The organism is Mesoflavibacter zeaxanthinifaciens subsp. sabulilitoris (genome assembly GCF_014191595.1).
Classification (GTDB): Bacteria; Bacteroidota; Bacteroidia; order Flavobacteriales; family Flavobacteriaceae; genus Mesoflavibacter; species Mesoflavibacter zeaxanthinifaciens.
On sequence record NZ_JACHWV010000007.1, the window covers coordinates 220,770 to 245,465 of the forward strand.

Sequence of the window (24,696 nt, forward strand, 5' to 3'; positions counted from 1 at the left end):
TCGTAAAAGTAATAATAAGGTTTTGTGCCGCTTATTAAACTTTTCTTAATATTAGGTTATTGATTAAAATTACCCTTCAATAATATCCTTATACTCTAAAAAGAAGGCTTCAAAACGACTCATAATGTCATTAAAAAACACCATAACTTCCTGCCATGTGTTTTTGTTATGGATAGATACTTTATGCCCTAAAGGGACATAGACACGAGAGATTTCTTTTCCGTTTTCTAAAAAAAACTCTTCTTCATATATGGCTTCTGGTAAAAACTCATCTTTTAAAATAGATTGAAGTGCTACCAGTTTTTCCCAATATTTAATACGATGTTCTAAGCTATCTTCAAGATCTAATGCAACTAAAGCTTTTTTGTTATCAAAATGAAATTTAAAGCTAACACCTTTAAGTTTGGTGTTGTATAAAATCCATTTTCTAGGAAAAGATTTACCAAAACTGGTCCAAAATTCTTGTTTTAATTGCCTTGATTCTTCTTTAGAAAACATAGTTAAAGTTGATTTTTAGACAAAATAAGCAATAATAATTGCTAAAACAATGGTACTTAATTTAACGATATTAAATTTATGTCCTTCATTACTTTCAAATAAAATTGTGGTACTAATGTGTAAAAAGATACCAATAACTAAAGCTGAAATTTCATAAAAATAAGTGGTGAAAAACTCAAAATTTTCTGATAAAAATGTACCTAATGGCGTCATAATAGCAAACAAACCTAAAAACAAAAAGATTTTTGGATTACTTATTTTAGAGCTAATAAAAAACGAACTTAAAATGATAGCAACGGGTAATTTATGAATAATAACACCGTATAATAATTGCTCGTGCGCATGGATAGGTACACCTTCTAAAACGCTATGCATACTTAAGCTAATAAATAAAAGCCACGGAAAATCAACACTATCTTTATGGATGTGTACGTGTCCGTGTTCAGCACCTTTTGAGAAAAATTCTAATACAATTTGCAATAAAATACCTGCCATAATAAATAGACCGATAGGCTTATCATGGTTATGATGGTAAACTTCTGGCAAAAAGTTAAAAACGGTGATTGATAATAAAAAAGCACCGCTAAAAGCTAACAATAGCTTAAGGTTAGCCGATTTTTTAGGTTTAAAAATTAGTATAATTAAAAAACCTAAAACAACACTTAATATGGGTAATATAATATTTAACATAAAGAAGACTTAGCGGTCGTGTTTAGATTATTTAAAAATCATGATTAATCTTTCAGAGTTTTTAGCATCAAATTTATTTAGCTTATAATCTCCAAATACGTCTAATAAATATACACCAGCTTTTTCAAATAATTTTTCAAAATCATTAAGAGTAAAGGCTTTTACACGTTCTTGAAAATGGTAATCTTCATCTTCAAAAGTAAAAGAAATATCTTTAACAATGTAACCGTTTTCAACACGACGTTCTTGTAAAAAATCAATACCATCAACAGTTTTGGTGTTTTTTTTAACCAAATTATCAATAACGTAGTTGCTATTCATAAAATCAATAACACCAAAACCAGATTCGTTTAAATTAGCTTTAATAGCTTTTATGGTCGATAGATTATCAATTTCATTTTCAAAATAACCAAAACTTGTAAATAGATTAAACACAGCATCAAAAGTTTCGCCGTAAGGCTTACACATATTGTGTACATTAAAATGTAAAGTCTCATTTTCAAACTGTTTGGCAAATGCAATACTATTTTCAGATAAATCTGCACCAATAACATTGTAGCCAAGCGTATTTAAAAAGATACTATGTCTGCCTTTACCACAAGCTAAATCTAACACCTTTGCTTGCTCTGGTAAATTTAGATAGTTGGTTAAATTGGTCATAAAAGTTTCCGCTTCGGCATAATCGCGGTCTTTATAAAGTATATGATAAAATGGAGTGTCAAACCAAGAGGCATACCATTTTTTAGTACTATTTGTCATAAAATTAATTTTGGGGTTTAAACTTTCGCTTAAGCTACAGTTTATCAGGCTTTCGCAACTCGCTCTTTTCAAGGAGCTCAAACAAATTGCTCAATCCTTAACCCATTTATCAACAAAGGTTATGTTTCCGGCAAAAATACTCTATTTTTGCAAAGTATTAGACGTTTATAATGGAAGAAAATTTCAACATGGTAGCCAAAACCTTATTTGGTTTTGAAGATTTATTAGTAAAAGAGTTAAAACAACTTGGCGCACAAGATGTTAAAGCAGGTGTACGTAACGTATCTTTTGTTGGTGATAAAGGCTTTATGTATAAAGCCAACTTGGGTTTACGTACAGCTATAAAAATCTTAAAACCAATAAAAACGTTTAGAGTATCTAATGAAGACGATTTATACAAACAAGTTTATAATATTAAGTGGGAAAAATACTTAAAAGCTACAGGTAGTTTAGCAATTGATGCTACAGTACATTCTAAACATTTTACACACTCAAAATTTATTGCTTTAAAAACAAAAGATGCTATTGTAGACCGTTTTAGAGATAATGGCGGTGTTAGACCAAATGTAGATTTACGTTTTCCTGATTTAAAAATTAATGTACATATAGATCGATCTGTTTGCACAATTTCTTTAGATAGCTCTGGTGAGTCTTTACACAGACGTGGTTATAAATTAGCAACTAATATTGCGCCTATAAATGAAGTTTTAGCAGCAGGTTTAATTATGTTATCTGGTTGGGATGGACAAAGTGATTTTATGGATCCAATGTGTGGTAGTGGTACTATGTTAGCCGAAGCAGCTATGATTGCTTGTAATATTCCACCAAATTTAATGCGAAAAGAATTTGCTTTTGAACGTTGGGAAGATTGGGATGTTGATTTATTTGAAAAAATTGAAGAATCTTTATTGAAGAAAACAAGAGATTTTCATCATAAAATTATTGGTTACGATAAGTCACCAAGTGCAGTGCATAAAGCCAAAGAAAATATTAAAAATGCACATTTAGATGAGTTTATATCTATAAAACACGAAGACTTTTTTAAAACACAACGACCAGGAGAAGCACGAAAATTGCATATGGTTTTTAATCCTCCTTATGGAGAGCGTTTGGATATACAAATGGAGCAGTTTTACAAGCAAATAGGAGACACCTTAAAACAAAATTATCCAAATACAGATGCTTGGTTTATTACTTCTAATTTAGAGGCTTTAAAACATGTAGGCTTAAGACCTTCTAGAAAAATTAAATTATTTAACGCAAAACTAGAGTCTAGATTAGTTAAATATGAAATTTATGCAGGAAGCAAAAAAGCTAAGTTTAATTAGTAGTATCTTCCTCGGTATTTTCAGGTAATTCTTTAGTCTTCTTTTTCTTTGTGTTATCCTTTTTAAATAAAGGTATCATGTAAGAAATAGTATACCCATAACCAACACCAATACTGTTAGAGTCAAAAGTCTTATAAAAACCTGGGACATATAAGTTTTGCATGTTTTCAGGTTCATCTTGACTAATCATACTTTTTAATTGACCGTTAATACCAACGTATAAATTGTTTAGTACTTCGGCCTTAATACCTAATTGAAGTTCTATCCAAATAGCAGATAAACCACTAAATTTTACGCTTTCGTTGGATGAGTTTTGTTCGCCCCAATATTGATTTGTGTTATACACTGTGTAATTATTTCTGGTTTGGCTAAATGTGCTAGCTCCAACTCTAAAACCAGCATAAATCATATTATTCATTCCGTACCAGTTATCGTACATATTATAATCTGCACCAGCTTTAAAATAACTACCGGAAGCAGTCACGCTTAGATAATCGTTGGTGGTAGTTTTTTCTTCATTACCTATTTCACCTGCTAGATACCAGCTTTTTGTTAATCGGTAATCCCCAACAATTTCAAACCCTTTATACTCATCATCTACAGCAGACCTAATTAATTTTCCTGCATCTAGACCAATACGTAAACCGTATTCTAGCTTGTTTTTGTTTTCTGTTGGTATTTGTATTGTGTCTTGAGCGTTAGAAGACCAAACGCTACAAACAAGACTAATGAGAAAAAGTGTAGTGTGTAATAGTTTCATCTTCAATTGTTAAATTATCGTTTTGTGGTATTGTTTGAAAAATCCATTGACCATCAGTACCTTGATCTATTGTTGCATTTGTATTAACAAAAATAGTTTTGTAGCCACAAGCTCTAGATACATAAACATCACTTCTTGAATAGTCAATTGTGACTAGATCTTGGTTTCCTGTAAAGAAATCGTCAGATAAATCATCAGGTGTCCCATTGTTATCTATTTCAAAATCACTAATTAATATAAAGTAAGTTTGATCGTTAGTTGTTCTTAAAGGTAAAAATACTTGGTTAGTATCTTCTCCTGTGGCGCTTCTTAAATTTGAACCTTCTGGAACACTTGTATCTAAAGGAAACACGCTTGGGTCTTCAATACCTAAAACAACTAAATTAAATACATTTTTAGAATTTTCTAAAATGCTATTGTCTACAAAGTCAACAATCATATTTGGTGTTGTAGGAGAACTTTCTGGACATAAATCGTCTCGTTCACAGTTAGTTAAAAGCGGTAACACCAATAATAGCGTTAATAATTTTTTCATAATTTATTTTTCAAAAAGTACAACCGTTTCTATGTGTGATGTATGCGGAAACTGGTCGACTAAACTTATCTTTTTTAGTTTAAAACCTGCATTAATCAAGGTTTCTGTATCTCTTGCTTGTGTTGCAGGATTACAAGATACATAAACCATGCGTTTTGCATTTAAATTTATGATTTTATTTAAGGTTTTTGGTGCAATGCCAGAACGAGCAGGATCTAATATTATTGTCTGAATTTTGTTTTGGTATTGTGGATATTTGCTTAAAAATTTACCTACATCTTCAGCATAAAACTCAAGACCTTCAATATTATTTCTTTTAGCATTTAGTTTAGCATCTTCTATTGCAGAAGCTACAATATCTACACCAATTATTTTAGTATTATTACTTTTTGAAGCAATAATTTGTCCAATAGTACCAGTACCACAAAACAGATCTAAAACTACAGAGTTATCTACAGCTTCTTTATCTTCTAAAGCATAATCGACAACTTTTTGATATAATTTTTCGGCAGATTTTGGATTGGTTTGAAAGAAGCTTTTCATGCTAATTTCAAAGTTTAAGCCAAGTAATTCTTCAACTATTTTGTCTTCACCATAGATAAGTGTAATACTACCAGATGTTGCTATTGTACGATCGCCTTGTTCATCATTTATAGTATGCAAAAGTCCGGCAACTCTATCATTAAAAAGTGATACTAAAAAATTAGCAAATGCATCTAAATCAAATTGATCTAATCCATCAGAAGTGGTAACCAAATTAAATAATAGTTGATTAGTTTTATAAGATTTTCTAACCACTAAGTATCTGAAAAAACCTTCACGCTTTGGAGCATGCCAAGGAGCTAAATGTGTAGCTTCGCAATAATCTTTAATTTTTATTAAGTTGTCTTCTAATTCTTTATCAAAAAGACCGCTATCTTTATCAAGATTATCACCTATCCACCATGTACCACGACGTTTAAAACCAAGAGTAAACTCGTCTACGTCTGTGTTTTTATCATGATCGTATCCAATTGCAGAAAAGCTATATTCCATTTTATTACGATAATGGAATAGGTTAGGAGACGCCACAAACTCATCAAAATAGTCTTCAATTTCAGGTACTTTTCCAATTTTTTTAAACAAATCCATTGTACTGGTGTACTTGTATTGGTGTTGTTTTTCGATTGGTAAATTAATGTATGGCGCACCAGAAATTTCATGATAGTTTAATTGAACTTCATCTGGAGATTTTTGTAGCACATCAATCAACTTACATTCGGCATATTTCTTTTTAGATTTTACCACACGCGCTTTAACCTTTTGACCAGGTAAAGTGTTAGGTACAAAAAGTACAAAGTTTCCTAATTCGTTACTTATACGGGCAATTCCTTTACCTCCAAATGCGTAGTCTACGATATCTAAATCGATAAGCTGACCACGTTTTACAAATTTATTTCGATCTCTTCTAGACATGCTGCAAAAGTAAGCAAAGCAATTTCGATTTTGGAAATTAGAATTATGATTTTTTAACTTTTTTAGATTGAACACCAGAATATCGTTAAATCCAACTAAAAATGTTTTTAAAGGCAGGTAATATTTATTATTTTGCAACTTCTAGGGATGATTTCTTTCCCACGCTGAATTTTCGAGACTTTTCGAAAGGATAAAGGTAGATAAGGAATGGTTATTTTTTTCACTTTAAAAATTTATAAAAATGGCTGTTTTAGACCAATTAACGTCGCAAGAAGCGATGGATTTAGAAAACAAGTATGGAGCGCATAATTATCATCCATTACCAGTAGTATTAAGCAAAGGCGAAGGTGTTTACGTTTGGGATGTAGAAGGTAAGAAATATTACGATTTTTTATCGGCTTACTCTGCTGTAAACCAAGGACATTGTCACCCAAAAATTGTAGGAGCAATGACCGAGCAAGCAAAAAACTTAACCTTAACCTCAAGAGCATTTTATAATGATATGTTAGGTCGTTATGAAAAATATGCGACTGAGTATTTTGGTTTTGATAAACTATTACCAATGAATACAGGAGCTGAAGCTGTAGAAACTGCTTTAAAAATCTGTAGAAAATGGGCTTACGAAGTTAAAAACATCGATGAAAATGAGGCTGAAATTATTGTTTGTAAAAACAACTTTCATGGACGTACAACAACGATCATTTCATTTTCAAACGATCCTGTAGCACGTAAAAATTTTGGTCCATATACCAATGGATTTATTAAAATTGATTACGATAATTTAGAGCAATTAGAAGATGCTTTAAAAAATAACAAAAACGTAGCAGGGTTTTTAGTAGAACCAATACAAGGAGAAGCTGGTGTGTATGTACCAAGCGAAGATTACCTGTCAAAAGCAAAAGCACTTTGCGAAAAATACAATGTATTATTTATTGCAGACGAAGTACAAACAGGTATTGCCCGTACAGGAAGATTATTAGCAACTTGTGGTAACTGTACTTGTGAGGATAAAAATTGTTCTGGTACACCAGAGGTAAAACCAGATGTTTTAATCTTAGGTAAAGCGTTAAGTGGTGGCGCATATCCAGTAAGTGCTGTTTTAGCAAATGATAATGTGATGAACGTGATTAGACCTGGTAATCACGGAAGTACTTTTGGAGGTAATCCAGTTGCAGCAGCAGTAGCAATAGCAGCTTTAGAAGTTGTAAAAGAAGAAGACTTAGCGCAGAAAGCTTTTGATTTAGGTGAATTATTTAGAGCAGAAATCAATAAATACATAGAAACTAGCAATATTGTTAATTTAGTAAGAGGAAAAGGTTTACTAAACGCGATAGTGATTAATGACGATGAAGACAGTGATACCGCTTGGAATATTTGTCTAGCATTACGTGATAATGGCTTACTAGCAAAACCAACACATGGAAACATAATTAGGTTTGCACCGCCATTAGTAATGACTAAAGAACAATTATTAGATTGTGTATCTATCATTACAAAAACTTTAGAAGCTTTTGAAAAATAGAGCTATATTTCTATAAAAAAGGCGACCCATTTGGTCGCCTTTTTTATTTTATAAGAATATGTAATTATTGAGCAGCTTGTTGTGCTTCATACTGTTCCATTGTTTGTCTAAATTGTTCTTGTATCTCGTCCCATCCAACAGTGTAAATTCTGTAAATTGTAACTAATAAATAGATAACGTTAATAATAGTAATTATTAAAGCTACCGTTTTAGCTGTTTTCATTTGGTTATATTGTTTAGGACCTGCTTCGTAATCTTCAGGGTTTAATTGTGCATTTTTTAAGGAGTTATTAGCTACTAAAAATCCTGAACCAGATAGGATAAAACCTAATCCGCCAAAACAGCAGCATAATAAACCGACAATTGAAAGTACATAAACTAAGGTTGGGTTGAGTCTTTTTTTCATTTTAAGTGTGGTTAATTAAATTATATATAAAGTTGGTTAAAATTAAAACAATACTAATAATAGCTAATATAGAAATGATTTTTGTTGAATATTTAAATTTATAAAAAACAGATATCAATATAACTACACCAAGAAGAGATAGCGTGTAGATTGCAGGATACATCAAAAAACCATCTACCAATTTACCTTGAGATACTAAAGTGACAGATCTTTGTATACCACAACCAGGACATTCAAATCCTAAGACTTGCTTATTCATACAAGGCAGCATGTAGTTATTTAAATCTTCCATTTTACTATTTAAAATTTAAATTTAGTAAAATAAAAAAGGCTTTTACAATTTGTAAAAGCCTTTTTAAATAAAATTTTATGTTTATCTATTTTTTATTAGCTACAATAACCTTTTTAGTTGTTGTATTACTGTTAGAAAGTGTAGTTTGTACTAAATATACTCCATCACTTAAGTTTTTAGTAGAATAGCTTAAACGCTCGTTGTTGTTTTTTATAATTTTGTTAAAGATAATTTTACCAGAAACATCGTATAGTTTAATATTTTCTATATCAAGTTTTTTAGGGTTTAAAACGATTAACTCAGATGTATTGTTGTTTTGAATCACGTTAAAGTTGTTCTCTGCAAACTCATCTGTAGATAACGTATTAGCTTCTACAAAAACAACTTCAAATCTATCAGTATAATTACCAGCAGGTAAGTTAATTTCAAAGTTTTGAGACTGTAAGTTTACGTAAGTATCATTCACTTTATCATGTATGTAAATAGGTTGATTGTTATCAAAATTTTGAACATCAAATAATCTAAATCTAATTAATTGTTGATTATTAAGATTTAAAACTACAGGAATAGCTAAATTTAAATCATAAGCATTAGCTTGAGTTACTAATTTTTTACTGTTTTGAGTCCAATACGCATCAGAGTTTAACGTACTGTACATATTACTTTCTAAACCATAATCCTCGTTTGGTGTTGCAGTATGATGAAAGTTTTGTAATAATTGGCGTGTATAGGTTTCGTTAAAATCTATATTTAATCTAAAACGTTTGTAATCTGAAGGTAAAACATCAGATCCGTTAGTTGTAGATTGACCATTTTGATTAGTAGCAGACTCATTCTGTTGTGCTGTTCTAAAAAATTCACTGTTAGCACCAGATTCTCTGTAATAAGTACGATGGCTATCAGAAATTAATAAATTACCATTAGCGCTACCTTTAACCATAAACCCTTGTCCAATAGGTATATATCTATATACTTCTTTACCTGATGTAGAAGGTGATCCAATAGTATTTACGGTACCATCTCCATTGTAAGTTTTAAATGTGGCAGGTGTAAATGACCTAACATCTCCAGCAGCATTTATAGTAAACGATGCATAACCACCTGAATAAGATGTCAAATTATGAGATGCAATAGATTGGTCTTGCTCCCAAAAGTATAAAGAGGCAGAATCTAAAAAACCAGTATTGGCAGGATCATGTATAAACGCTACTGCATCTAAAGCAGAAGGGTAAGGGTTACCAATTAAAGTTTCTTGACCAGTAAGAACAGCAACACTTATTTCACCTTCGTTAGGTTTTCCTCTAAAGTCATATTGTTGGTTACCTGCATCTGTTCCTTTCATAGTAAAACCATAACCAGCATCTACTGTACCAGATTCTCCAACAAAAATCCAATCAGCATAATCAGTACCTGGATTATATTTCCAAATCCAATAATCTTCTATATTTAAAGGAGAACTTGTTCCGTTATATCCTGTTGTACTGTAACCAGCAAGATTACTGTTAGTTAGATCCGCAACGTCGTAAATGTTTTTGTTAGGTGTGAACGCTCTGTTACCAGTACTGTTTGCATCAACGTTTCCTACAGGAGAAGCCCAATAATTGTAGGCATATTGATTTACAGTACCTTCTTGATAGACACTAAGTTTACCAACACCGGAGTTACCAGTGTTACCAGACCCTTGTAATAATTGTGCTTCGTTTCTTAAATAGAACGTTGAGTTTGCTTCTGTAAGATTAACATCATCTTCTACATAAACTTCGATATCTGAAGCAAAAATGAAAGCATCATTTCTAACCGTTAATTGTGCTAAAGACAATTGACAGAATGTAAATGATAAAAAAGTTAAATAAAATAATTTCATAGTAATTTAAATTTGGCACACACAAAATTACTAAAAACAACTCTGGTTGAGCATTTTAGTCGGTCAATTAAAGCTATTTTTAGACGAAATACGAGTTTTATAGGTTTAATGTATTAATTGACTATTCTTATTAACATCTTTTAATAGTAGTTTCTTTACTTAAATCTTTTATTTTTGTTTTAAGTTATATTTAAATGAATAAAAATTACCTTTTTATAATTATCGGAGGCGCTATTTCTTTCTATGCAAATGCTACGGAAAAACAAAACGTATTTTTGTTAGTGATAGGTATTGTAATTTTAATGTTTGGTATCTATAAGCTACAAGCAACAATACCAAGTAGAAAGAAAAATGAAACTTATATAAAATCTGAAAAAATAGACGAAGAAGAATAGTAATGCTAAAAATTGGCGATAAAGTAGATGTTTTAGATGATGTACTTTCTGGTACTATAGTTGCTATTAATGGCAACATGGTTACTATTGAAACTAATGAAGGTTTTGATTTAGATTTTAAAGCTAATGAATTAGTTAAAATTGGTTCAAAATCTATAAATCAAGATGCTTTTAAATTAGCTAGTGTTAATGAGATTTTAAAAGAAAAAACTGAAAAGAAACGACACAACAACACACAAAAAATAAAGCCTAAACAACGTTATCAACCAAAACTAGAAGTAGACTTACATTTGCATAAATTAATAGATAACGAACGAGGAATGAGTAACTATGATAAGTTAAATCTTCAACTAGATACTGCAAGGCGACAATTAGAATTTGCTATAAAAAAACGCATTCAAAAAGTAGTGTTTATTCACGGAGTTGGTGAAGGCGTTTTAAAAATGGAGTTAGAAACTCTTTTTAGTCGTTATGACAATATTAAATATTACGATGCTGACTATAAGAAATATGGTCTAGGTGCAACAGAAGTTTATATTTATCAAAATGCATAATTACAATTCTGGTTGTAATGTTCTACTAGTACTTAAGTCTACATCTGTAGCTTGAGTTAAAGTCCCAAAATCATAAGTTTGATATTGAAAAGAGCCAAAGTCAATATTATAGGCTGTCATAGTAATTGTAAACGTATCGTAAACCGTATGTTGTCGGTATGATGTTGCAAGTAAAGTATCAAAGACTTCGTCATTTAAATAATCAGGACCAGCGTTAGGATTTGTTATATCGTTTGTTGGGTTATTGTCTTGCGTCGTAGCGTTTTCTTCATTAATGGTTAACACACCATCATCATCATCATCATTATCTCTGTAATTAGGTATACCGTCTCCGTCTGTGTCTAACGCATTTGCATCTAGGTCTGCTAAGGTCATACCGTCTTCAAAAGTAACACCTTCACTAACAGTTAAAACATTATCACCATCATCGTCAACATCCATATAGTTTGGTATACCATCACCATCTGTATCGTCGTCATTTAAATCTCCATTTCCATTTAAATCTTCTAAATACGCAGGGATACCATCGTTATCATCTTCGGCTAATGCAACAAAAAATGTAAAATCGCCACTTGAAGAATAATCTTCGGTAATTTGAATGTTATCAGGTGGTACATCGTTACAAAAAATTCCATCTGTAGAAGATGCGTAACTTCTATATCTAAACGTACGGTTTCCTCCAACATCTGCTTGAGTATACTCTGTATTAGATAATTGTAGTCTGTTTGGATTGTCAGGATGTTCAATAACTTCAATTAAGTCGTTCATAACAAAATTACTACCAGTAATTTGTAGTGATAGGCTTTGGCTAGTATTAGTTTTAAAAATAACTAAATCACCACAAGCTTCAAAAGTTTCATCAAACTCTAATTCGCTAGTAATTATATCTCCATCATCACAGTTAAATAAAGATAAACAAAGTATAGATAAAGCAACTATTTTGCGCATAATTTCAATTTTAAAAAACAAAAATAACAGAATTACCAAACTAATAACGTAACCATTAACAATTAATTTTATTTAAAGTATTTTTGCACATAATTAAAGTGAATTTTAGATGAAATCTGTTTACCTAGATAATGCCGCTACGACTGCAATTTTACCAGAAGTTGTCAATACAATGACAGAAGTTTTAACAAACACCTTTGGTAACCCATCTTCTACACATAATTATGGTCGTAATGCTAAAGCAATTGTAGAACAAGCAAGAAAAACAATAGCAAAGCAATTAAATGTGTCTTCTTCTGAAATTATTTTTACTTCTGGTGGTACCGAAGCTGATAATTTAATACTTCAAAGTGCGGTTAAAGATTTAGGTGTAAAAACTATAATTACTACAAAAATCGAACATCATGCTGTTTTAAATACAATTATTTATTTAAGTAAACATTATGATGTAGAAATAGTCTATTTAGATTTAGATGAAAGCGGGCAAATTAATTACAATCAGTTAGGTGAGTTTTTAAAAAGTAAAGACAATGTTTTAGTTAGTCTAATGCATGTTAATAACGAAATTGGTAATATTTTAGATATTAAAAAGGTTGCCAATTTATGTCAAGAAAATAAAGCATTATTCCATAGTGATACGGTACAATCTATAGGGCATTACAATTTAGATTTACAAGACATAAAAGTAGATTTTGCGGCAGTAAGTGCGCATAAATTTCATGGACCAAAAGGTGTTGGTTTTGCTTTTATTAGAAAAAACTCAGGATTACATCCGATTATTTTTGGAGGCGAACAGGAGCGAGGACAACGAGCTGGTACAGAAGCCTTACATAATATAGCTGGATTAGAAACAGCTTTTAAAATAGCTTATCAAAATCTTGAAACAGATAAAACATATATAACAAATCTTAAAAGTTATTGTTTAAAACAATTAAAAAAAGAAATTCCTTCGGTAAAGTTTAATGGGCTTAGCGATACTTTAGAAAATAGCGCTTACACTATAATAAATATGCGCTTACCAGAAATTTCTAAAGATGCAACTATGATTCAGTTTCATTTAGATTTAAAAGGAATAGCTTGTTCGCGTGGTAGTGCCTGTCAAAGCGGAAGCACAAAAAATAGTCACGTTTTAGAAGCAATATTAGCTAAAGAAGCGTTAAAAAAAGCATCATTACGTGTCTCTTTTAGTAAATTTAACACCAAAGAAGATGTTGATTATCTGGTTAATGTCTTAAAAGAATTATTTTAATATATTTAAAAAGATTGCTTCATTATTCTACATTTATACATGGATCCTCTAAGGAATGGGTCACTTTTGTTCACGGAGCAGGAGGAAGCAGTTCTATTTGGTTTAAACAAATACGGTCTTTTAGCAAAGAGTTTAATGTATTAATCTTAGATTTAAGAGGTCATGGAAATAGTAAACCGAAGTTAAAAGATACGTTTAACTCTAAGTATACGTTTGATAATATTACAGATGATATTGTAGAAGTTTTAAACCATGCGCAAATTAAAACGTCTCATTTTGTGGGTATTTCTTTAGGTGCCATTTTAATAAGAAATTTAGCCGAAAAGCATCCTCATAGAGTAAAAAGCATGATTATGGGTGGCGCTATAATGAAATTAAATACGAGATCTCAGTTTTTAATTCGTCTAGGTAATTTTTTTAAAAGTGTTGTACCTTACCTATATTTATACAAGTTTTTTGCATTTATCATAATGCCAAGAAAAAACCATAAATCTTCAAGGCTATTGTTTGTTAATGAGGCTAAAAAGTTATGCCAAAAAGAATTTATTAGATGGTTTAAGTTAACTTCAGAAATTAATCCATTGTTGCGTTTCTTTAGAGCCAAAGACACAAAAACACCAACACTTTATGTAATGGGTGAAGAAGATCATTTGTTTTTACCTTCGATTAGAAACCTAGTCTTAAATCAATCACATTCATCTTTATTTATAGTTGAAAATTGTGGACATGTTGTTAATGTAGAACAACCAGAAGTCTTTAACGCTATTACAATTCAATATATCAAAAATAAAATATAGCGTATAAAATTTTTACTAAGTAAACAAACGTTAATTAGCAGATTATTCAATGTTTGATTATTAGAAAATCCACAAATTAATAATTAAAGTTTTTTCTTACATATACCATTTAATATTCTTGTAATTTTGTTAAAATATTGATAAAAACTAGTGTTTATAGGTGTTTGTAAGGATAATATGACATTTTTTTTTCTTTAAAAAAAGTAGTGTTTTGTAATTTTGTATCCCCTAAATTTTATAAATCTACAGCTATGAGAAAAAAATTACTTTTTTTTATTTTTCTATTAACTTCTTTCTTTAATTATGCTCAGGTTGGAATAAATACATCATCTCCAGATCCATCATCTGTGTTAGATATTGTATCTACAACATCAGGAATGTTAGCACCAAGAATGACTACAGTACAGCGTAACGCTATAGCTAGTCCTGCTAATGGATTATTAGTTTATGATACAGATTTAGGATTATTCTATTTTTATGATAATTCTTCTTGGAAACCTTTGTCTTCCTCACAACGTAATAATTACAAATTAATTAAAAGTGAAGCCGATTTAGCTGCTGAGTTAGTTGCTGGTAGTGGCACAACTTATCTTCTAGACTCAAACACATATTACGAAATTAATGGACTTATAACGCTGTCTTATCCAATAGAGCTAAATAACGCCTATGTAGCAGGAGAAGATACTAATAATGATATTTTATTAAGGACTACAGGAAATATATTTGAAGGAGATACTGGTGGATCTGTTAGAAACTTAACTTTACAAGCTACTGCAGGTTCAGTTTTTAATTTATCTGAAATAACTAATACCCAAAATTTAATTTTAAGAGATGCTTTTATTGTTAATTCTGCTTCTGTTGGTAGTATTTCAGGATTTAATTTAGTCTTTTTTAGTATTGTACAATATGTTGGTAATACTACAGGTATAATTTTTACAAATATAAATCAATTACTTCTTAATTCTGAAGGTTGGGATGGGAGTAATTCAGGCACTTATCAAACCTTTGTTGGTAATTTTGAAGTTATAGCAAAACAAGGTGGTTTTAGTGAAGTTGTAGGTGCTACAGCAGCAATAGATGTGCTAGGTATAACATCTTTAACTGGAGGAGGCACATTAAGAACTGTAGACTTTTTTGGAGGCGGTAATTATATAAATGGACCTGGAACTTATACTAATTATAATTTTAATACCGATTGGGATGTTGATTGTGCAGGAATACCAGTAGAGAAAGATGCAGTTGCAGCTGGTAATTTTTATTATAATGATGTAAATCCTTCTCCCACGGGTTTTACACAAACAATTAATAATAACACAGAAGTAGAAATACAAGGTACAGGTCTTTTTTTAACGACTAACTTATTTAGGTTTGCTGCATCAGGAGGTAACAATAGATTGACTTATGAGGGATTAAAAAATCGTCAATTTCAAATAAATGCAAGTTTATCCATTAGAGTGACAGGAACATCAGGTGATTTTTATGCTTTCTATATCGCAAAAAATGGAGGTATATTAACTGAGTCTAGAGCTATTGTATATGTTGATAATAGTAGTACAATACAAAATATAGCTTTAAATGAGAATATTGATTTAAGTACTAATGATTATATAGAGTTATTCGTACAAAGATTAACTGGTTCAGGAAATGATAATTTAGTTGTATTTGCTGAAAATTTAAGTATAAACTAAAATCTCATAGTTGTTCTTACATTAAACACTCTTGGTGTTAAATAATTGGGTATAGCATATTGACGTTTACTGTACACATCTCTAACCCATGTGTTGGTTATAGAGTTTTGTACATTAAATACGTTAAATATTTCAAAGCCAAAAGACAATTCTTTAAACGGTTTTTTCCAACCACTATCAAATTGTTTGTCTTTATCAACTAATACAAATTGTAATCCGACATCTGCACGTTTGTAGTCTGGTAAGCGGTTTTGGTATACGTAAGGATCTGCATAACTTGGTGATCCGCCAGGTAAACCTGTATTGTATACTAAATTTAAGTACATTTTCATACTAGGTATGTTTGGTACATAATCTTGAAATAACGCAGCAAACTTTAGTCTTTGATCTGTTGGTCTAGGTATGTAGCCTCTATCATTAATATTTTCTTCGGTTTTTAAATATCCAAAACTAAACCAACTTTCGGTACCAGGAACAAACTCACCATTAAGACGTAAATCTAATCCATATGCATAAGCTTCTGCATTATTATTTGCTCTGTATCTTATTCTAACATTTTCTAATGTATATGGATTAACATCGGTTAGTTTTTTGTAATAAGCTTCACTAGTCAATTTAAAAGGTCTATCCCAAATTTTAAAGCTATAATCATTACCTACAACTAAATGAACCGATTTTTGCGCTTTAACATCAGTGTTAACTACACCAAATCGATCACGTAATTCTCTGTAAAATGGTGGTTGGTAATATAATCCTCCACTTATTCTAAACAGCATATCTTTGTCCCAGTTAGGTTTTATGGCGAATTGCGCACGCGGAGAAAATACAGATTGACTAACAGATTGGTTGCTTAGCGCATCATCTACTGTCCAACTATGACTTCTTACACCAGCATTGTACCAAACATCATGTTCGCCAATTTTACTGCGTAAACTCCATTGTACGTATGCTTGCAAACGATTTATAACTGTACTATTAGTAGCTCTTACATTTTGATAAGCTTCTAAAGGACCTTGGTAAGGCTCATAAGGTTGCTCATTAAACGCATCAGAACTTGGTGGATTAATAGAAAAGCCTGCAGAATCTATGACTTCCCATTCTACTAAACGGTCTCTAATATCTTCATTTGTATATTTAATTGAAAACTTAAATTCGTTTTCATTTTTAGTATATGTTCCTTTTGCTTCAATTGTTGAAATTAGTGCATCTAAATCGTTACGACCATGATTAAGTTGGCTTCCAATACCTTCTGCGAATTCTACTTCACCAAAATTATCATCACCAATATTACTGTTTACTTCACCTAAAGCATATTGTGCTAAAATGTCAAAATACTCTTCTTCAGTTGTGTGGTAAGTAGAGGTAACAAGACTTAAGTCTAAATCGTCATTTACTTTATAATTAGCACTTAAAGCACCAAATAGTGTTTGGTATTGATCTTTTTCTTGACCTTCATATCTAACAACTAATGCTAATGGATTATCTAATGTACCAAAGTTAGTTTGACGTGTAAGTGGAATGTAATTGTATTTATTTAATGATGCATTACCTAAAAAACTAAGTTCAAATTTATCAGTAAATCTATAAGTGAAATAACTTTGAAGGTCTGCAAAAGTAGGGGTGAAGTTAGTTTCTGTTTCTTGAGCATCTACCAATAAACTATTATCGCGGTATCTTAAACCTACAATACCTGTAAATTTTGAGTCATTACTTGCAGTTTCAACCGCTAAACTACCACCTAGAAGACTTAAATTTGCAGCTACACCAAAGTCTGTAGGTTTTTTGTAGGTGATGTCTAATACAGAAGATAATTTATCACCATATTTCGCTTGAAAGCCACCAGCAGAAAACTCGATATTACTAACTAAATCAGAATTAACAAAACTTAAACCTTCTTGTTGTCCAGATCTAATTAAAAACGGACGATACACCTCAATACCATTAACATAAATAAGGTTTTCGTCATAGTTTCCACCACGTACAGAGTATTGTGTGCTTAACTCGTTGTTGCTACTTACGCCAGGTAAGGTTTTTAAAAGATTTTCTACACCAGCTTGTGCACCAGGAATTTTAATTAATGCATCTGGAGCTATTGTAATAATACCTTCTACATCTTTTCGTTTTTTACCATTTAAGACAACTGTAGATATTTGTACAGCATCTTGTTTCATTATAGGATTAAATTCAAAAATCTCACCGTTTTTTAGATTAAATGTAGCTTCTACATTTTTAAATGATACATGAGAAAATACGACGGTAACATCTGTATTAGCAGGTATTTTTAAAGAGAAAAAACCATTACTGTTAGTTTGTGTTCCTAAATCTCCACTTTTAATATTTACAGCATCTATGGGTTGATTAAATTCATCTAAAATCACTCCATTTATAGTGGCTGTTTGCGCTAAAGCAACTATTGGTAGTAAGACAAAAAGAAGCTTTAAGGTTAGTTTTAGTTTTTTCAAAGGTTTAAAAATTTATTTTCGATGGAAAGTTGCTTCAAATGTAGTGCTATTTCCAACATTATCTGTTACAATAACTTTTAAATTGTTATTAGTCTCTTTAACGACGTTGTCTTTAAAATCGTGTACAAGCATATTGGTTTTATAGTCATACTCCATTAAAATCCATTTTCCATTAACGGTTGCTCTGTAGTTAGAAATACCACTTTGCTTATCTTCAATTTTAAGTTTTAAAAAACGATATTTACTCATCCATTTACCATCAGTAAAATTTACTGGTTTTATTGTTGGTGCAACAGTGTCTCTTGCTAAGCAATATGTCCCTAAGTTTTTAGTCCTAGTGTATAAAACGTTGTCTTTTTGTTTTGTAGAAGAGTAGCTAGGAAAGTTATTCCATCCAACTAATCTGGCAATATAAACTTGTTTTAAATCTTCTGGAGAATAATTTGAAATATCATACTTTATTGTAAAGTACTTATTAGCAGCTCTGTTTTTATCGTGTACTTTTACAGTATCGGAATGTACTTGAAAGTCTATGAAAAAACTGTCGTAAAATGTTTCTTTAGGAATATTAACGCTAATTTTATCCTTTTCTAAAATCACATTTTCTTCTCTGTTAATATAATAATGAGAGGTGAAGTTTGTCGAGGTTTCAGAAACTGGAGTTGTGTCTCCATTAATATTTAAGTCAATAATTGTGGTGTTACCTTCAAAATCTTCAACTTTAATTTTGTACAAAGACGCTATAGAATCGTAAACCATAACATATCCATCATCTACTAAATTATCATACATACTTAACGGGTTATTAGTATCTAAAAATAATTTTTGAAGGCGTTCTTTTTTTTCAGAATAATGAGGATAATCGATTAAACGGTTAAGATGCTTGGTTTCATCAAAAGAAAAACGCTTAAAATTAATAGTAAAATTAGGCATACCATTTAAAGCAGTTTCAATTTTGTAAACCCCATTTTTATTTGCGGCTAGGTCTTGTCTGTCTATAGTATTTATTGCAAAACCAATTTTGCCGTAAGCTTTTATGTCTTCAACTTTATAATCGCCATTTTGAAGCGGAATTAGTCGTAGTTTTTGTTTTAAATTTGAATTATTAACATGTGATAGTTCGTTAATAGGGTAGGCGTAGATGCTTTTAACAATTGGCTTTTTAGTGTCTTTAACTTTAATGCCAAAAAGTAAAGGATTTATTGGGCGTTCTTGATTATCTCTAATTTCGTAATGTAAATGTGGTCCACCAGAGCTACCGGTATTACCAGAAAAAGCAATGATTTCTCCTTTGGTTAAAATGAGTTCGTTGTTAGAAGGAAAAACTTCAACCTCAAAAGATTCTTGTTCGTATTGTTTCTTTTTTATAAAGCTTTCAATTTTATCAGAAAAGCGTTGTAAGTGTGCATAGACAGTTGTGTAACCGTTGGGATGAGTAATATAAAGTGCTTTACCATATCCAAAATGAGCAATTTTAATTCTGCTAACATATCCGCTTGCTGCAGCATATACTTTTAAACCTTCTCGCTGTTTAGTTTTAATATCTAATCCAGAATGAAAATGATTGCTTCTAAGTTCTCCAAACGTACCAGCTAAAATAGTTTCGCCATCCAAAGGTGAAGCAAAATAATCTTGCGGGTACATATTTTGAGCATTGATAAAACTTGAAAAAAATAAAAAGAGAAATGTTATAAATCGCATAAAATACATGTTACTGCTAAAATAGAAATAAGGTTTTAATTAGCAAACAAAAATCAATAACTAGACCAACCAATTGATTTTTAAATACTTTTTTAAAAATAAAATTTTATGAAAAAACAATTGTATAATCCTACGGTTTGATTAACTTTGTAAGATAAGTATAGGTATTAGCAGAATGAGTAAAATTGAAGACATTGTTGATAATCTAGAGCAAAAAATTAGCAAAGTCTTAAAGAGACAGCAAGTTTTAAAAGCAGAAAATGCTAAGCTAAAAGAAGCATTGCAACAATCTCAATCAGTGTTAAAAGCCAAAGACCTAGAATTAGATAATTGGCAAGAAAAATATAATACACTTAAAATGGCTAACACCATACTTGGCAGTGACAATGATAAACGAGAAACAAAGCTCAAGATAAATGCATTAATTAGAGAAATTGACCATTGTATAAGTCAATTATCTAGTTAAAATATTAAGATTAATGGCAGACACACTAAAAATAAAGTTATCAATAGCAAATAGAGTGTATCCATTAACAATTGCACCAAGCCAAGAAGAAGGCTTAAGACTAGCTGCAAAAAAAATTGAAGCTATGATAAAGCAATTTGAGCAAAGTTATTCTGTTAGAGATAAGCAAGATGTATTGGCAATGTGCGCATTACAATTTGCTAGTCAAGTAGAGCAGAGTATATTAGATAAAGAGTACGTGTCAGAACATGTTGAAGAAAAATTAAAAGCCTTAAACAATATGTTAGACACACATTTAAGTTTATAAAGTAAAACGTTCATAACACATAAAATAATAGGTTACTGCCTACATTGATTATCTTTTTGAGAAACTCAACGTTAATTCTTTAAAAAGGGTGAGTTTAAGCTGTAAAAGCATGCTGCTAATACTACGTATTTGGGCAGATCCTTGATCAGTTTGTTAGCCCTAAACTTGTTTTTAAGGAGTTTTTTTCAAAACAAAATTAATGTAGGCTTTTTTTATATATAATTAATCAACAATGGATAATACAATTTTAATAATTGCTGGTATTGCAATTGGAGCCTTAATAGGTTTTATTATTGCAAAAATGCTAGAACGAAGTAATGCATCAAAGCTAATTAAAAGTGCAAAAAAATCTGCAGCAGCTATCGTAAAAGAAGCAAATGCAGAAGGAGAAAGCATTAAAAAAGATAAAATTTTACAAGCTAAAGAAAAGTTTTTAGAGCTAAAGGCAGAGCATGAAAAAGTAATCATGAGCAGAGACAAGAAAATGTCTGATGCCGAAAAACGTATTAGAGATAAGGAATCTCAAGTATCAAGTGAGTTATCAAAAACTAAAAAACTTAATGCTCAAATAGAAGAAAAATCTATTGATTTTGATCACCGATTAGAAGTATTAGAAAAGAAACAATCAGAGCTTGATAGACTACATAAAAGTCAAGTAGAACAATTAGAAGTCATCTCTAGTTTATCTGCAGACGAAGCAAAGCAACAGTTAGTAGAGTCTTTAAAAGGCGAAGCTAAAAGCGATGCTATGGCTTATATCCAAGATAAAATGGAAGAAGCTAAATTAACAGCTCAACAAGAAGCCAAAAAGATCATCATTAATACTATACAACGTATTGGTACAGAAGAAGCAGTAGATAACTGTGTGTCTGTATTTAATATAGAAAGTGATGACGTTAAAGGACGTATTATTGGTCGTGAAGGAAGAAATATTAGAGCAATAGAAGCAGCTACTGGAGTAGAAATTATTGTAGATGATACACCAGAAGCAATTATACTTTCTTGTTTTGACTCTGTAAGACGTGAAGTTGCACGTTTATCTTTACATAAATTAGTCACAGACGGACGTATACATCCAGCACGTATTGAAGAAGTAGTTAAAAAGACACAAAAACAAATAGAGCAGGAGATTATAGAAGTTGGTAAGCGTACTGTTATAGATTTAGGTATTCATGGATTACATCCAGAATTAATTAAAATGGTTGGACGCATGAAGTATCGTTCTTCTTACGGTCAAAACTTATTACAACACTCTCGTGAAGTTGCTAAACTTTGTGGTGTAATGGCTGCAGAGTTAGGATTAAACCCTAAATTAGCTAAAAGAGCAGGTTTATTACATGATATAGGAAAAGTGCCAGATGCAGAAGCAGATATGGAAACACCTCATGCTATATTAGGTATGCAATGGGCAGAAAAATTTGGAGAAAAACCAGATGTATGTAACGCAATTGGTGCTCACCATGACGAAATAGAGATGAAATCTTTATTATCTCCAATTATACAAGTTTGTGATGCTATATCTGGAGCTAGACCTGGAGCAAGACGACAAGTGTTAGATAGCTACATCCAAAGATTAAAAGACTTAGAAGAAATTGCTTTTGGTTTTAATGGCGTTAAAAAAGCTTATGCAATACAAGCAGGTAGAGAGCTACGTGTTATCGTAGAAAGCGAAAAAGTAAGCGACCAAAATGCTGCTGATTTATCGTTTAATATTTCTCAAAAAATACAAACAGATATGACTTATCCTGGTCAAGTTAAAGTTACTGTTATTAGAGAAACTAGAGCAATTAATATTGCTAAATAAAAAATAATCTAATAATTAATAGATATAAAAAAATCCAGCTTAATGCTGGATTTTTTGATTTGGTAAGTGTAGCATAAAAGTTGTACCAACATTAATTTTGCTTTTAACATCTATAGTACCTCCAAAGGCTTCTAGTTGGTTTTTAACTAAATATAATCCAACTCCTTCTGCTTCTGGATTGTTATGAAAAGTCTTATATAATCCAAATAGATCTTTTTCAAATTTATCTAAATCAATTCCAATACCATTATCTTTTACTGTTAGATTAGTATAATCATCTAGACATTCAGCAGAAATTAAAATTTCAGGATTTCTATCAGGATGTTTATATTTTATTGCATTAGTTACTAAATTTTGAATGATACTATATAGGTAAGACTTATTGAAATTGACTGTGCATTTATTAGAAATGTTCACTGTAATATTAGCATGTTTTTCGGCAATTAAGTATTCTAAATCTTTTAAAACATTATTGACCTTTGTAACTAACTTAATGTCTTCTGTGGTTTCTTCTGGTTGGGATTGTATTGAAACGATTTCACTTAAATCATTAATAGTTTTTGTTAATGATTTTGATAAGGTTTTCATGTAACCTAACATTTCTGTTTTTTCTTTTACATCTTCAGCTTCATCATAAAGATCTAGTAAACTTTCAAAATTTCCAGCATGTTGTTTTAGGTTGTGGGTAACAATGTGAGCAAAGTTTTGAAGTTTGCTATTTTTTTTAGCTATTAAATCTAATGTTTCTTTAATTTTCTGTTCATTATCAGCATAATCTGTAATGTCTACATGGGTACCAATAACTCTAGTAGCTTCTCCTAAACTGTTTTTTTCTATATATTGACCGCGATCTAAAACCCATCTGTAAGTACCATCTTTATGAAGTACACGATGTTTGTTTTCGTAATCAGGAAGTAAACCGTTAAGATGATCTTGAAAGTCTTTAAAATATTGCTCTCTGTCTTCTGGATGAACACGATCATTCCAATCGTTTACATTAAAGCCAAAGGAATCATCATCTTCAAATCCTATTATAGCTTTTGAAGGTTTAGAAAAGAAAACTTTGTTTTCTTTTGCATCATAATCCCAAATACCAACTTTTGAAATCTCTAAGGCTAATTGCCATTTTACATCTTCAATATATTGGTTATTAGATTGTTTTAACTTAAGTTCTTTTAATAACTGTGACATACAGGTTGTACTGTTGTGTTAAATTTAAGAATAAGTTAGTGTAAGGGATTCTGAACAAATATATTCAACATATGTTGAAATTCAAAAAATAATCGATAAAGTGTAACTTTACTTTCTTGGATGAAAATTGTTAATTACTTCTGTTAATTGACTTCTGTCTATATGTGTGTATATTTCGGTAGTTGTTATACTTTCATGACCAAGCATTAATTGTATAGCTCTTAAATCTGCTCCGTTTTCTAATAAATGTGTAGCAAAACTATGTCTAAATGTATGAGGTGAAATTGTTTTTTGAAGATTGATTGTTTTTGCTAAATTTTTGATGATGGTAAAAATCATAGCTCTTGTAAGCTGTTTACCTCTTCGGTTTAAAAATAATATGTCAGAATGTTCTGGATCAATGTTTAAGTGGTTTCTTATTTCGTTTTTATAAATGTCAATATATTTTTGAGTATGTTCCATTATAGGTACAAAACGTTGTTTGTCTCCTTTACCTGTAACTTTTATAAACCCTTCATTAAAAAATAAATCAGATATTTTTAGGTTTATTAGCTCGCTAACTCTTAATCCACAACCGTAAAGTGTTTCTAAAATAGCTTTATTGCGTGTGCCTTGCGGATGACTTAAATCTATAGCGGCAATTAGTTTGTTAATATCATTTAAAGATAAGGTGTCGGGTATTTTTCTTCCTATTTTAGGCGCTTCTATGTGGTCTATAGGATTGTTATCTCTGTAATTTTCAAAAACTAAATAATTAAAAAAACCTTTTAAACCAGAAATTAATCTAGACTGTGATCTAGCATTAAGTTGTTTTGCAGTTTGATATACAAACTCTTTAATAGTTTCTTTTGAAATATGTACTGGGCTTTCAGTATTATTGTTTTCTTTTAAAAATACTATTAGTTTTTCAACATCTAAGAGATAACTATTTATAGTGTTATCTGATAAACCACGTTCTATTTTAAGATATGTAGAAAAATCTGTTTTAGCTTGTGTCCAATTCATTATGTAAAAATAAGTATAAT

24 protein-coding genes and 1 other RNA gene are annotated in these 24,696 nt (G+C 30.7%); 11 read left to right on the top strand and 14 right to left on the bottom strand.

What is annotated here, in order from left to right:
* Positions 1-69: 69 nt before the first annotated feature.
* The 3 genes from FHS04_RS12090 to FHS04_RS12100 are packed head-to-tail and all read right to left on the bottom strand — an operon-like array spanning position 70 to position 1,947.
* The gene (locus FHS04_RS12090; protein ID WP_027879917.1) at positions 70-498 is read right to left on the bottom strand and encodes a DUF4268 domain-containing protein; all 429 of its coding nucleotides are present in this window, start codon (positions 496-498) and stop codon (positions 70-72) included.
* 15 nt (positions 499-513) lie between these two features.
* Complete coding sequence (locus FHS04_RS12095) at positions 514-1,188, bottom strand: ZIP family metal transporter (RefSeq protein WP_106678405.1); 675 nt, start codon at positions 1,186-1,188, stop codon at positions 514-516.
* Positions 1,189-1,215: 27 nt separating this feature from the next.
* Positions 1,216-1,947 (bottom strand): class I SAM-dependent methyltransferase, encoded by a 732-nt coding sequence (locus FHS04_RS12100; RefSeq protein ID WP_106678402.1) that lies wholly within the window; start codon positions 1,945-1,947, stop codon positions 1,216-1,218.
* A gap of 170 nt (positions 1,948-2,117) precedes the next feature.
* Between FHS04_RS12100 and FHS04_RS12105 the strand changes: the two genes are divergently transcribed.
* Positions 2,118-3,275 (top strand): THUMP domain-containing class I SAM-dependent RNA methyltransferase, encoded by a 1,158-nt coding sequence (locus FHS04_RS12105; protein WP_106678400.1) that lies wholly within the window; start codon positions 2,118-2,120, stop codon positions 3,273-3,275.
* Here the strand turns inward: FHS04_RS12105 and FHS04_RS12110 are convergent.
* From FHS04_RS12110 to rlmD, 3 genes are read right to left on the bottom strand one after another with little or no spacing between them, the layout of a single operon-like run.
* The gene (locus tag FHS04_RS12110; RefSeq protein WP_219885245.1) at positions 3,268-4,035 is read right to left on the bottom strand and encodes a DUF6048 family protein; all 768 of its coding nucleotides are present in this window, start codon (positions 4,033-4,035) and stop codon (positions 3,268-3,270) included. The two genes, FHS04_RS12105 and FHS04_RS12110, sit on opposite strands and share 8 nt — an antisense overlap.
* Positions 4,001-4,570: a DUF6452 family protein gene (locus FHS04_RS12115; protein ID WP_106678398.1), complete on the bottom strand. Its 570-nt coding sequence runs from the start codon at positions 4,568-4,570 to the stop codon at positions 4,001-4,003. Before FHS04_RS12115 ends, FHS04_RS12110 begins: the two co-directional genes overlap by 35 nt.
* Before the next feature lie 3 nt (positions 4,571-4,573).
* The gene (gene rlmD / locus FHS04_RS12120; RefSeq protein ID WP_106678396.1) at positions 4,574-6,025 is read right to left on the bottom strand and encodes a 23S rRNA (uracil(1939)-C(5))-methyltransferase RlmD; all 1,452 of its coding nucleotides are present in this window, start codon (positions 6,023-6,025) and stop codon (positions 4,574-4,576) included.
* A gap of 241 nt (positions 6,026-6,266) precedes the next feature.
* Here rlmD and rocD point away from each other — a divergent pair, with 241 nt between their 5' ends.
* Positions 6,267-7,547, top strand: a complete 1,281-nt coding sequence (gene rocD / locus FHS04_RS12125) for an ornithine--oxo-acid transaminase (protein ID WP_106678394.1) — start codon at positions 6,267-6,269, stop codon at positions 7,545-7,547.
* A 64-nt stretch (positions 7,548-7,611) separates the two neighbouring features.
* Here the strand turns inward: rocD and FHS04_RS12130 are convergent, their stop codons facing one another.
* From FHS04_RS12130 to FHS04_RS12140, 3 genes are all read right to left on the bottom strand, one after another.
* Positions 7,612-7,953, bottom strand: a complete 342-nt coding sequence (locus FHS04_RS12130; RefSeq protein WP_106678392.1) for a CCC motif membrane protein — start codon at positions 7,951-7,953, stop codon at positions 7,612-7,614.
* 1 nt (position 7,954) lies between these two features.
* On the bottom strand, positions 7,955-8,245 hold the full coding sequence (locus FHS04_RS12135; RefSeq protein WP_106678390.1) for a DUF2752 domain-containing protein: 291 nt from the start codon (positions 8,243-8,245) through the stop codon (positions 7,955-7,957).
* Positions 8,246-8,330: 85 nt separating this feature from the next.
* Positions 8,331-10,109: a T9SS type A sorting domain-containing protein gene (locus FHS04_RS12140; protein ID WP_106678388.1), complete on the bottom strand. Its 1,779-nt coding sequence runs from the start codon at positions 10,107-10,109 to the stop codon at positions 8,331-8,333.
* Between the two features lie 194 nt (positions 10,110-10,303).
* Between FHS04_RS12140 and FHS04_RS12145 the strand changes: the two genes are divergently transcribed.
* Both FHS04_RS12145 and FHS04_RS12150 read left to right on the top strand, forming a co-directional pair.
* On the top strand, positions 10,304-10,504 hold the full coding sequence (locus tag FHS04_RS12145) for a hypothetical protein (RefSeq protein ID WP_027879928.1): 201 nt from the start codon (positions 10,304-10,306) through the stop codon (positions 10,502-10,504).
* A 2-nt stretch (positions 10,505-10,506) separates the two neighbouring features.
* A complete protein-coding gene (locus FHS04_RS12150) occupies positions 10,507-11,058 on the top strand; it encodes a Smr/MutS family protein (RefSeq protein WP_106678386.1) in 552 nt (183 codons plus the stop codon).
* Here the strand turns inward: FHS04_RS12150 and FHS04_RS12155 are convergent, their stop codons facing one another.
* Positions 11,059-12,006 carry a hypothetical protein gene (locus FHS04_RS12155; RefSeq protein WP_106678384.1) on the bottom strand — a complete coding sequence of 316 codons (948 nt, stop codon included), beginning with the start codon at positions 12,004-12,006 and terminating at the stop codon, positions 11,059-11,061.
* Between the two features lie 109 nt (positions 12,007-12,115).
* On the opposite strand from FHS04_RS12155, the gene FHS04_RS12160 reads away from it, so the two are divergent.
* The 3 genes from FHS04_RS12160 (at position 12,116) to FHS04_RS12170 (ending at position 15,740) form a co-directional block, all read left to right on the top strand.
* Complete coding sequence (locus tag FHS04_RS12160; protein ID WP_106678382.1) at positions 12,116-13,255, top strand: cysteine desulfurase family protein; 1,140 nt, start codon at positions 12,116-12,118, stop codon at positions 13,253-13,255.
* A gap of 14 nt (positions 13,256-13,269) precedes the next feature.
* Positions 13,270-14,052 carry an alpha/beta fold hydrolase gene (locus FHS04_RS12165; protein WP_106678379.1) on the top strand — a complete coding sequence of 261 codons (783 nt, stop codon included), beginning with the start codon at positions 13,270-13,272 and terminating at the stop codon, positions 14,050-14,052.
* Between the two features lie 251 nt (positions 14,053-14,303).
* A complete protein-coding gene (locus FHS04_RS12170) occupies positions 14,304-15,740 on the top strand; it encodes a hypothetical protein (protein WP_106678377.1) in 1,437 nt (478 codons plus the stop codon).
* Here FHS04_RS12170 and FHS04_RS12175 read toward each other — a convergent pair.
* Both FHS04_RS12175 and FHS04_RS12180 read right to left on the bottom strand, forming a co-directional pair.
* Complete coding sequence (locus FHS04_RS12175; protein ID WP_106678374.1) at positions 15,737-18,202, bottom strand: TonB-dependent receptor; 2,466 nt, start codon at positions 18,200-18,202, stop codon at positions 15,737-15,739. The genes FHS04_RS12170 and FHS04_RS12175 overlap by 4 nt on opposite strands.
* 12 nt (positions 18,203-18,214) lie before the next feature.
* Positions 18,215-19,846 (bottom strand): M23 family metallopeptidase, encoded by a 1,632-nt coding sequence (locus FHS04_RS12180; protein WP_244906274.1) that lies wholly within the window; start codon positions 19,844-19,846, stop codon positions 18,215-18,217.
* Positions 19,847-20,078: 232 nt separating this feature from the next.
* Between FHS04_RS12180 and FHS04_RS12185 the strand changes: the two genes are divergently transcribed.
* The 4 genes from FHS04_RS12185 to rny all read left to right on the top strand — a co-directional run bounded on the left by FHS04_RS12185 (position 20,079) and on the right by rny (position 22,480).
* Positions 20,079-20,369 carry a hypothetical protein gene (locus tag FHS04_RS12185; protein ID WP_027879936.1) on the top strand — a complete coding sequence of 97 codons (291 nt, stop codon included), beginning with the start codon at positions 20,079-20,081 and terminating at the stop codon, positions 20,367-20,369.
* Between the two features lie 13 nt (positions 20,370-20,382).
* Positions 20,383-20,676 (top strand): cell division protein ZapA, encoded by a 294-nt coding sequence (locus tag FHS04_RS12190; protein WP_027879937.1) that lies wholly within the window; start codon positions 20,383-20,385, stop codon positions 20,674-20,676.
* Between the two features lie 63 nt (positions 20,677-20,739).
* Positions 20,740-20,858, top strand: a non-coding RNA gene (gene ssrS / locus FHS04_RS12195) — 6S RNA.
* A gap of 50 nt (positions 20,859-20,908) precedes the next feature.
* A complete protein-coding gene (gene rny / locus FHS04_RS12200) occupies positions 20,909-22,480 on the top strand; it encodes a ribonuclease Y (RefSeq protein ID WP_106678372.1) in 1,572 nt (523 codons plus the stop codon).
* 39 nt (positions 22,481-22,519) lie between these two features.
* Here rny and FHS04_RS12205 read toward each other — a convergent pair whose 3' ends face one another.
* Together FHS04_RS12205 and xerD are read right to left on the bottom strand one after the other, a co-directional pair.
* The gene (locus FHS04_RS12205; protein ID WP_106678370.1) at positions 22,520-23,671 is read right to left on the bottom strand and encodes a sensor histidine kinase; all 1,152 of its coding nucleotides are present in this window, start codon (positions 23,669-23,671) and stop codon (positions 22,520-22,522) included.
* A gap of 108 nt (positions 23,672-23,779) precedes the next feature.
* Entirely contained in the window at positions 23,780-24,676 is an 897-nt protein-coding gene (gene xerD / locus FHS04_RS12210; protein WP_106678368.1) for a site-specific tyrosine recombinase XerD, read from the bottom strand.
* Between the last annotated feature and the right edge of the window lie 20 nt (positions 24,677-24,696).

Coding starts and splice junctions, on each gene's coding strand:
- FHS04_RS12180 (WP_244906274.1), bottom strand. CDS start 19,846: ATGTACCCGCAAGATTATTTTGCTTCACCTTTGGATGGCGAAACTATT.
- FHS04_RS12115 (WP_106678398.1), bottom strand. CDS start 4,570: ATGAAAAAATTATTAACGCTATTATTGGTGTTACCGCTTTTAACTAAC.
- FHS04_RS12155 (WP_106678384.1), bottom strand. CDS start 12,006: ATGCGCAAAATAGTTGCTTTATCTATACTTTGTTTATCTTTATTTAAC.
- FHS04_RS12110 (WP_219885245.1), bottom strand. CDS start 4,035: ATGAAACTATTACACACTACACTTTTTCTCATTAGTCTTGTTTGTAGC.
- rny (WP_106678372.1), top strand. CDS start 20,909: ATGGATAATACAATTTTAATAATTGCTGGTATTGCAATTGGAGCCTTA.
- rocD (WP_106678394.1), top strand. CDS start 6,267: ATGGCTGTTTTAGACCAATTAACGTCGCAAGAAGCGATGGATTTAGAA.
- FHS04_RS12140 (WP_106678388.1), bottom strand. CDS start 10,109: ATGAAATTATTTTATTTAACTTTTTTATCATTTACATTCTGTCAATTG.
- FHS04_RS12185 (WP_027879936.1), top strand. CDS start 20,079: ATGAGTAAAATTGAAGACATTGTTGATAATCTAGAGCAAAAAATTAGC.
- xerD (WP_106678368.1), bottom strand. CDS start 24,676: ATGAATTGGACACAAGCTAAAACAGATTTTTCTACATATCTTAAAATA.
- FHS04_RS12170 (WP_106678377.1), top strand. CDS start 14,304: ATGAGAAAAAAATTACTTTTTTTTATTTTTCTATTAACTTCTTTCTTT.
- FHS04_RS12190 (WP_027879937.1), top strand. CDS start 20,383: ATGGCAGACACACTAAAAATAAAGTTATCAATAGCAAATAGAGTGTAT.
- FHS04_RS12135 (WP_106678390.1), bottom strand. CDS start 8,245: ATGGAAGATTTAAATAACTACATGCTGCCTTGTATGAATAAGCAAGTC.
- FHS04_RS12130 (WP_106678392.1), bottom strand. CDS start 7,953: ATGAAAAAAAGACTCAACCCAACCTTAGTTTATGTACTTTCAATTGTC.
- rlmD (WP_106678396.1), bottom strand. CDS start 6,025: ATGTCTAGAAGAGATCGAAATAAATTTGTAAAACGTGGTCAGCTTATC.
- FHS04_RS12150 (WP_106678386.1), top strand. CDS start 10,507: ATGCTAAAAATTGGCGATAAAGTAGATGTTTTAGATGATGTACTTTCT.
- FHS04_RS12100 (WP_106678402.1), bottom strand. CDS start 1,947: ATGACAAATAGTACTAAAAAATGGTATGCCTCTTGGTTTGACACTCCA.
- FHS04_RS12105 (WP_106678400.1), top strand. CDS start 2,118: ATGGAAGAAAATTTCAACATGGTAGCCAAAACCTTATTTGGTTTTGAA.
- FHS04_RS12205 (WP_106678370.1), bottom strand. CDS start 23,671: ATGTCACAGTTATTAAAAGAACTTAAGTTAAAACAATCTAATAACCAA.
- FHS04_RS12090 (WP_027879917.1), bottom strand. CDS start 498: ATGTTTTCTAAAGAAGAATCAAGGCAATTAAAACAAGAATTTTGGACC.
- FHS04_RS12145 (WP_027879928.1), top strand. CDS start 10,304: ATGAATAAAAATTACCTTTTTATAATTATCGGAGGCGCTATTTCTTTC.
- FHS04_RS12160 (WP_106678382.1), top strand. CDS start 12,116: ATGAAATCTGTTTACCTAGATAATGCCGCTACGACTGCAATTTTACCA.
- FHS04_RS12095 (WP_106678405.1), bottom strand. CDS start 1,188: ATGTTAAATATTATATTACCCATATTAAGTGTTGTTTTAGGTTTTTTA.